Source organism: Micromonospora sp. CPM1, from assembly GCF_023896895.1.
Classification (GTDB): domain Bacteria; phylum Actinomycetota; class Actinomycetes; order Mycobacteriales; family Micromonosporaceae; genus Micromonospora; species Micromonospora tulbaghiae.
The window spans coordinates 1-7,903 of sequence record NZ_JAMHIU010000053.1 but is presented as its reverse complement, the minus strand read 5'-3'; the positions used below and the strand labels follow the sequence as shown (position 1 = coordinate 7,903).

The 7,903-nt window shown below is 74.0% G+C and carries 7 protein-coding genes; 1 reads left to right on the top strand and 6 read right to left on the bottom strand.

Annotated features, from left to right (window positions below):
• Positions 1–168: 168 nt before the first annotated feature.
• The 4 genes from M8C11_RS30025 to prmC form a co-directional block, all read right to left on the bottom strand.
• Entirely contained in the window at positions 169–2,277 is a 2,109-nt protein-coding gene (locus M8C11_RS30025; RefSeq protein ID WP_252454793.1) for a transglycosylase domain-containing protein, read from the bottom strand.
• Between the two features lie 112 nt (positions 2,278–2,389).
• Entirely contained in the window at positions 2,390–3,001 is a 612-nt protein-coding gene (locus tag M8C11_RS30020; protein ID WP_047893554.1) for a phosphotyrosine protein phosphatase, read from the bottom strand.
• Positions 3,002–3,646, bottom strand: a complete 645-nt coding sequence (locus M8C11_RS30015; protein ID WP_047893553.1) for an L-threonylcarbamoyladenylate synthase — start codon at positions 3,644–3,646, stop codon at positions 3,002–3,004.
• Positions 3,646–4,536: a peptide chain release factor N(5)-glutamine methyltransferase gene (gene prmC / locus M8C11_RS30010; protein ID WP_374669403.1), complete on the bottom strand. Its 891-nt coding sequence runs from the start codon at positions 4,534–4,536 to the stop codon at positions 3,646–3,648. The genes M8C11_RS30015 and prmC overlap by 1 nt, the downstream gene beginning before the upstream one ends.
• A 130-nt stretch (positions 4,537–4,666) precedes the next feature.
• On the opposite strand from prmC, the gene M8C11_RS30005 reads away from it, so the two are divergent.
• Positions 4,667–6,220 (top strand): GGDEF domain-containing protein, encoded by a 1,554-nt coding sequence (locus M8C11_RS30005; protein WP_252454789.1) that lies wholly within the window; start codon positions 4,667–4,669, stop codon positions 6,218–6,220.
• An 81-nt stretch (positions 6,221–6,301) separates the two neighbouring features.
• On the opposite strand, the gene prfA is transcribed toward M8C11_RS30005, so the two are convergent.
• Positions 6,302–7,390 carry a peptide chain release factor 1 gene (gene prfA / locus M8C11_RS30000; RefSeq protein ID WP_120573346.1) on the bottom strand — a complete coding sequence of 363 codons (1,089 nt, stop codon included), beginning with the start codon at positions 7,388–7,390 and terminating at the stop codon, positions 6,302–6,304.
• A gap of 88 nt (positions 7,391–7,478) precedes the next feature.
• On the bottom strand, positions 7,479–7,703 hold the full coding sequence (gene rpmE / locus M8C11_RS29995; RefSeq protein ID WP_073828674.1) for a 50S ribosomal protein L31: 225 nt from the start codon (positions 7,701–7,703) through the stop codon (positions 7,479–7,481).
• Between the last annotated feature and the right edge of the window lie 200 nt (positions 7,704–7,903).

The window sequence follows — 7,903 nt, the reverse complement described above, 5'->3', positions numbered from 1 at the left end:
ACAAGTCGACGCCACGGCACACCAACTGACAGCGGCCAGATCTTGCATGAGTCACCCATAGATCACCAACGTCGAACCCTACCGATACCAACCTCCCGGAACCGGCCCACCTATAGAAGCGTCGGCGCGGGGTGGGGCGGGGGCGCGGCAGGGCGGGGGCGGGCGGGGTCAGTTGCCGGTTCGGGGGCTGGTGTGCTGGAAGGCCACGGCCTGACCGGGCGGGACGAAGTCGCGTACCGGCTCGTCGCGCAGCGACCACGCGAGGATGCGGCCCACGGCGGCGATCTGCCGCTTCTGCACACCGCCGCCGACCGCGTCGCGGGGGTCGTCCGGGTTCGCGGCGATCGTCGCCACCGACAACTGCGGCGTGAACGCGACGACCGTCTCGGTGGCGTTCCGCTCCGAGCTTCCGGTCTTGCCCGCCACCGGCCGGCGCAGACCAGGGGCCAGTTCCTCGGCCGTGCCGCCGTCGCAGCGCCGGTACATGGACTGGTCGCCGACCGGGCAGCGGCTGGCGTCGGCCGCCGCGCGGGCGACCTCGGTGTCGAGCACCTGCCGGCAGTCGGTGTTCCCGGCGGCCACCTTCCGGCCGGCCGGATCGGTGATCGAGGTGACCGGCGTGGGCCGGCACCAGGTGCCCTCGGCGGCCACCGCGGCGTACGCGCCGGCCAGGTCCAGCGGCGTGGTGGCGGAGACGCCGAGCGTGAACGGTCCCCAGCTCTTGGCGCCCTCGCGGGCCATCTTCGCGTCGGCCGGTGCGCGGAACACGATGCCCAGCCGCTGGGCCATCTCGACCACCCGGTCCGCGCCGACGCGCTCGGTCAGCCACGCGAAGTACGTGTTCACCGACCGGCCGAACGCGTCCCACATGTCCCGGTCGCCGTCCATCCAGTAGGTGTTGGCGTTCGCCGGGCACCACCGGCCGCCGCAGCTCGCCGGGCCGGCGCCGACCGGGTACTGCGTCACGTAGACGGGCGGGGCGTCGAACTCCGTGTCCAGCGGCAGCCCCGACTCCAGCGCGGCCAGCAACGCGAACAGCTTGAACGTGGAGCCCGCCTGGTAGCCGGTGATGCCGCCACCGCCGGCCACCAGCTGGTTGACCGTGTTCGGGTAGTTCTGCTGCCCGTCCGGGTTTGCGGTCGTGCCGTAGGTGCGGTTCACCGCCATGGCCAGCACCCGGCCGGTGCCCGGCTGCACCACGGCGGTCGGCGCCGCCCGCGCGATCGTCTCCGGGTAGATCTCCCGCACCTGCTCGCTCGCCTTGGCCTGCACGTCCGGGTCGAGCGACGACACGATCTTCCAGCCGCCGCGGCGCAACGTCCGCTGCCGCTCGTCGACGTTCTCGCCGAACGCCGGCTGGGCGTTCCACCACTGGGTGAACCAGTCGCAGAAGAAGCCCCAGTCGTTGTGGTCGGCGGGCACGGCGGCGCAGTCGTTCGGCGTGGTGTTGGGCTCCAGCGCCAGTTCCGTGGCCTTCGCCGCCTCCGCGTCGGCCGCGTTCACCCGGCCGGTCTCCACCATCCGGTCCAGCACGTACGCCCGGCGTTGCAGCGCCGAGTCGGCCTCCCCGTTGATCGGGTCGTCGGCCGGGGACCGGACCAGCCCGGCGAGCAGCGCGGCCTGGGCCAGCGTGAGCCGGTCCGGCGTGGTGGAGAAGTAGCGCTTGCTGGCGGCGGCGATGCCGTACGCCCCGGCACCGAAGTACGCGATGTTCAGGTAGCGCCCGAGGATCTCGTCCTTGCCGACCTGCCGTTCCAGCGTCAGCGCGTACCGCATCTCGCGGATCTTACGTCCGACGGTGATCTCGGTGGCGGCGGCCCGCTGCTCCTCGGTCAGCCGGGGGTCACCGGCCAGCGCGTTGCGCACGTACTGCATGGTCAGCGTGGAGGCGCCCTGACGGGTGCCCTCGCGGCGGTTGGCCGTGAACGCCCGTGCCACGCCGCGCACGTCAACGCCGTGGTGCTCGTAGAAGCGCACGTCCTCGGCGGCCACGATCGCCTCGCGCATCACCGGTGCCACCTCGCCGACCGGCACGTCCACCCGGTCCTCGACGTAGAACGAGGTGATCAGCGTCCGCCCGTCGTTGGCGTACAGGTTGGAGCGCTGCGCCGGCTGCGGCGTCTTGAGCGCCTCCGGCAGCACCGTGTACGGCATCAGGTTCTTCACGCCCAGCCCGAAGACCAGCGCGGCCGGCAGCGCGGCGGCGGCCAGGGCCAGTCCGGCGAGCACGCCGGCGAGCACAACGGTGAACAGCTTGTCGAGATAGGCCCGGTTCATCAGCTCTCCCCGCAGGAGCCGGCCGTACGGACCCGTTCAGAATGACCGGATTGCTCGCTTTCGCCGACATCTTCCGCGAAATGCGCAGGAAGTTCGCGAGGAAGGATGAATCTCAGGGCAGCAGCGCGGCAGCCAGCGGCTGCACCGTCTCCTCGATCTCGTCCGCGACCCGGCTGAAGCACTGGTCGCCCCGGCCCCACGGGTCGTCCAGATCGTCGGTGGGCAGCGCGGAGGCGTTCTGCCGGGCCGCGTCGGCGGCCGCCACCAGCGCGACACCGCGCGCGAACACGGCGTCCGGCGTCGGCTCGGCCGGCGGCAGGGCGGACCGGTCCAGCCCGCCGAGCAGGCGGCCGAACTCACCGAGCACGAACGTGCGCGCGGCGGCGTCCGGCCGCAGCGCCACCACGTACTCCTGCTGGTCGGCGGTCGCGGTGAGCACCAGGTCGGCGGCGTCGATCAGGTCGGAGCGCAGCCGCCGGGCGGCGAACCCCTCGGTGTCGCCGCCGCGCGAGAGCACCTGCCGGGCGGCGGGCGGGTTCATCTCCTCGCCCGCGTGCCAGCCGCCGGTGCCGGCGCTGTGGCTGTGCACGAGCGCGTCCGACCCGGCCGGGTCGACGTCGAGGCGGGCCAACCGCTCCCGGACCGCGAGCAGCAGCAGCCGCTCGGCCATCGGCGACCGGCAGATGTTGCCCATGCAGACGTGCAGGACGGTGAAGGGCGGCACTCAGACCCCCCGCTCGTCGAGGATGTCCGGCACGACCTCCCGCAGCTTCGCCAGCGTCACAGCGCCCTCGCGCAGCACCCGCGGCACGTCGCCGGTCAGGTCGACGATGGTGCTCGGCACCGGGTCCACCGCCGGCCCGGCCTCCAGGTACGCCCGGACGCCGTAGCCGAGCTGGTCGCGTGCCTCCTCGGCGGTGAGCGCGGCGGGCTGGCCGATCTTGTTGGCCGACGCGACGGCCATCGGGCCCGTCTCCCGCAGCACCTCCAGCGCCACCGGGTGCAGCGGCATCCGCACCGCCACCGTGCCGCTGTTGTCGCCCAGGTCCCAGGCCAGGCTCGGCGAGTGCTCCACCACGATGGTCAGCGCACCGGGCCAGAACGCCTCGACCAGGTCGCGAGCCGCGCCGGGCAGCGAGAAGACCAGGCCGTCGAGCGTGTGCCGGGAACCGATGAGCACCGGGGGCGCCTGCCGGGCGCCACCCTTGGTGTCCGCCAGGGCCTTCACCGCGTACGGGGTGAAGGCGTCCGCCCCGATGCCGTAGACCGTGTCGGTCGGCAGGACGACGAGTTCACCGTTCTTGACCGCCTCGACGGCAGCGGCGATGCCGCGGTCCCGGTCGGCGGGCGACCGACAGTCGTAGAGCATCACGAGGAGTCAGTCTGCCACGCCGGGGCCGGGTCGGCGTGGGTGCCGTCCGCCCGCCGGGACGCGCTCGCAAAGCGGGGCCGCCCGGCCAGGTCCCGGTGTTCCGCGACCCGGTCGTAGCGGCCGTCGCCGCGCAGCAGCGCCGGCACCGCCGCCGCGTGCGTGTCGTCGTGCTCGATGCCGATCGCGCCGCCCGGGCGCAGCAGCACGGCGGCCCGGCCGACCACCGGCCGGATCACGTCCAGCCCGTCCGCGCCGCCGAACACCGCCTCGTCCGGGTCGTGCCCGGCCACCTCCGGCGGCACCGGCACCGACCTCGGCACGTACGGCGGGTTGCAGAGCAGCACGTCGACCCGTCCGGCCAGGTCGGCCAGCAGGTCCGGATCGGTCACGTCGGCGGCCACCACCTCGATCGGCCGGTCCCCGGCGGCGACCCGGCCGGCCGCGTTGCGCCGCAGCCACACCAGCGCGGCCGGGGACCGTTCCACCGCCACCACCCGGGCCGCCGGCACCTCCTGCGCGACCGCGAGGGCGATCGCGCCGGAACCGCTGCACAGGTCGACCACGAGCGGCGCGGCGTACTCCCGGGCCCGCTCGATCCCCCAGCCGGCCAGCAGTTCCGTTTCCGGCCGGGGCACGAACACGCCCGGCCCGACGGCCAGCTCCAGGTGCCGGAAACCAGCCGAGCCGAGCAGGTGCTGCAACGGCTCGCGCGTCACCCGCCGCCCGACCAGCGCGTCCAAGCGGTCGCGCTGCGCCGGGGTGAAGCCGTCGGCGAGCGCCAGCCGGCCACGCGGCACTTCCAGGACGTACGCGGCGAGCTGCTCGGCCTCGGCGCGGGGCGCCTCGACGCCGGCCGCCGCGAGCGCGCGCGCCACCCGGTTGATCACCAGCGAGGGGCGTTCGCGTTCTGTCCCTTCGGACGGGTGTTGCGGGAGTGCGGTCACGCAATAATCATGAGGCGTCGCGGCCCACCTCACGAGCGGGTGCGTCCGGGCGCACACCGCAGGGAGGTCGCGAGTGGGCTGGCTCGACCAGGTCGAGGACCAGGTTGACGCTCTCCGCCGCGCTCGGTCACTGCAGGAGGCCAGCCGGTCCGCGGAGGCGTGCGCCCTGCTCGACCGCGTCATCCGCACCACCGACGACCCGTACGCGCGCGCCGACGCGCTGGTGCAACGCCTGTCCGCGCTGATCAATCTCGGCCGCACCGCCGAGTTCACCCGCGCCGTCGAGGACGCCTCCGCCGCCGTACGCGACCTGACCGAGCCCTACCTGCACGGGCACCTCAACGCGCTGGCCGCGCTCGCCGCCCACCACCAGGGCGCGCTGGACAGGTGCGTGATGCACCTGGTCCGGGCCGCCCGCGCGCTCAGCGCCGACGACACCCCCGACCGGGACACCGCCTGGGGCTGGCACGACCTGGCGATGGCGTACTCGTACCTCAGCTTCCACGGCCACGCGCTGGGCGCGATCGAACGGGCCCGGGAGGTCGGGCTCAGCGTCGGCATCCCCGAGGAGACGTTCGCCGCCCCGGGGATCCGGCTGCGCAACGCGGTCGCGCTCGACCACAACGGCGACAGCGACGGGTGCCTGCGGGTGCTGCGCGACGTCGCCGGTGACCTGGCCCGGTTCCTGCGGGGCGGAGGCGCCGGCAACCTGCGCCCGAGCAGCCTGGCCGCGTACGGCTACGCCGCCGCCCGCCGGGCCGCGCTCGGCGACCGGGTGGAGTCCGCCGGGGACGCCGACCCGAACCGGCTGCTCGGTCACGGCGGGGACAGCGCCCGCGCCCGCGACCTGCGCCAGCTCGGTCAGGTCTGCCTCGCGGTGGCCGCCGGCCGCCCGATCGAGGCGGTCACCCGGCTGGACTCGCTGCGGGTCTCCGACGAGACGCTCGGCGCGGCCGAGGCGCCCCGGCTGCGCAGCGTCGCCCTGGCCCGGGCCGGTGACCACGCCGGGGCGCACCGGGCCGACCGGCACGCGTTCCGGCTGGCGGCGCGGCGCAGCGACCGGCTGCGGGACGTCTACATCGACGGCATCGCCGCCCGGATCGACCACGAGGAGATGCGCCGCGAGGCGGCCCGGTACGAGGGCGAGGCGCTCACCGACCCGCTCACCGGCCTGCCCAACCGGCGCCGGCTGGAGCGCTACCTGGGCGCCGTGGTGTCCCGGGGCGAGCGGGTGGTGATCGGCGTCTGCGACCTCGACGGGTTCAAGGCGGTGAACACCCGGCACGGCCACCACTCCGGCGACCTGGTGCTGCAACGGGTCGCCGGGGTGATCAACCGGGTGATGCGGCGGGGCGACTTCGTGGCCCGCTACGGCGGCGACGAGTTCGTCGTGGTGCTGCCCGACACCGTCATGCCGGAGGCCGTCGAGGTGGCCCGCCGGATCGAGGCGGCCGTCCGCACCGAGGACTGGGAGTCCCTCGTGCCGGGCACGCCGGTCGGGGTGACGATCGGCTTCGCCGAGGTCGACGGCAGCACCACTGTGAGTGTCCGGGAGGCACTGGGCGCCGCGTTCGAGCTGGCCGACCGGGAGATGCTGCGCGCCAAGGCACGGTTGCGGGCGAGCTGAGGCCGTACCCCCGGGGTTGCCTTCGCGGATCCCCCTGCGAGCCGTGCGGGCGGCGCGGCCTTCGCGCGGGGCCGCGCCGGGTCAGCGGCGGGACAGCTCGGTCTCGCCGGCCAGCCGGGCCGCGCGGTCCGCCTCGGCCAGCGCGTCGAGCACCCCGTCCAGCTCGCCGGCCAGCGCCAGGTCGAGGTTGTACGCGGTGTAGCCGATGCGGTGGTCGGTGATCCGGTTCTGCGGGAAGTTGTAGGTGCGGATCCGCTCGGACCGGTCCACGGTGCGGACCTGCGCCTTGCGGGCGTCCGACGCCGCGGCGTCCGCCTGCTCCTGGGCGGCGGCGAGCAGCCGGGCGCGCAGGATGCGCATGGCCTGCTCCCGGTTCTGCAGCTGCGACTTCTCGTTCTGGCAGGAGACCACGATGCCGGTCGGCACGTGCGTGATCCGGACCGCCGAGTCGGTCGTGTTCACCGACTGCCCACCGGGGCCGGACGAGCGGAACACGTCGATGCGCAGCTCGTTCGGGTCGATGGTGACGTCGACGTCCTCCGCCTCGGGCAGCACCAGCACGCCGGCGGCGCTGGTGTGGATCCGGCCCTGCGACTCGGTGACCGGGACGCGCTGCACCCGGTGCACGCCGCCCTCCCACTTGAGCCGGGACCAGACGCCGTTGCCGCCCTCCGGGACGCCCTTGCTCTTGATCGCCAGCGAGACGTCCTTGACGCCACCCAGGTCGGAGTCCTGCGCGTCGATCACCTCGGTGACCCAGCCGTGCCGCTCGGCGTACCGGGTGTACATCCGCAGCAGGTCGCCCGCGAACAGCGCGGACTCCTCGCCGCCCTCGCCGGCCTTGATCTCGACGATCACGTCCTTGGCGTCGTGCGGGTCGCGCGGGATGAGCAGTTCCGCGAGCCGTTCCTCCAGCGCCGGCAGGGACGCGGCGATGCTGTCCGCCTCGGCGGCGAACGTCGCGTCCTCGGCGGCCAGCTCCCGGGCGGCGGTCAGGTCGGCGCGGGCCTGCTCCAGCTCGCCGGCCGCCTTGTGCAGCGGGACCAGTTCGGCGTACCGACGGCCGACCCGCCGGGCGGTGCCCTGGTCGGCGTGGATGGCCGGGTCGGCCAGCCGCCGCTCCAGCTCGGCGTACTCGTCGAGGAGGGCGGCCAGGCGCTCACTGCTCATGCTGCGGATGCTCCTTGGATGTGGAACCGGCACAAACGGACGAACGCCCGTGCCCGGCAGGAGCCGGACACGGGCGTCGTCGACGGAGCTACTTGGCCTTCTTGGCCTGAACCTTGGCGTACTTCTGCTGGAACTTCGCGACCCGGCCGGCGGTGTCCAGCACGCGCTGCTTACCGGTGTAGAACGGGTGGCAGGCGCTGCAGGTCTCGACGCTGATGGCGCCGCCCTTGGCGGTGCTGCGGGTCGTGAACGTGTTGCCGCAGGAGCAGCGGACCTCGGTGGTCGCGTACTCCGGGTGGATGTTGGGCTTCATGTCGCCTCGGTCCTTTCGTCGGTGGTCGCCGGGTCGCCGTCAGTGCTCCCCGTCGTCACGACGGGCTCGGGCGTGAACCGGAACCGGTGGCCGATTGACCAGTCTGCCACGGGCGTCTTCCACCCGGCACAGGAGGTCCGTCACCCCCAACACCGGCCCACCCGTAAGCATTCCCACCCCCACCCCACCCACTCCCCCAC

Coding starts and splice junctions, on each gene's coding strand:
- M8C11_RS30025 (WP_252454793.1), bottom strand. CDS start 2,277: ATGAACCGGGCCTATCTCGACAAGCTGTTCACCGTTGTGCTCGCCGGC.
- M8C11_RS30015 (WP_047893553.1), bottom strand. CDS start 3,646: ATGCTCTACGACTGTCGGTCGCCCGCCGACCGGGACCGCGGCATCGCC.
- prfA (WP_120573346.1), bottom strand. CDS start 7,390: ATGAGCAGTGAGCGCCTGGCCGCCCTCCTCGACGAGTACGCCGAGCTG.
- rpmE (WP_073828674.1), bottom strand. CDS start 7,703: ATGAAGCCCAACATCCACCCGGAGTACGCGACCACCGAGGTCCGCTGC.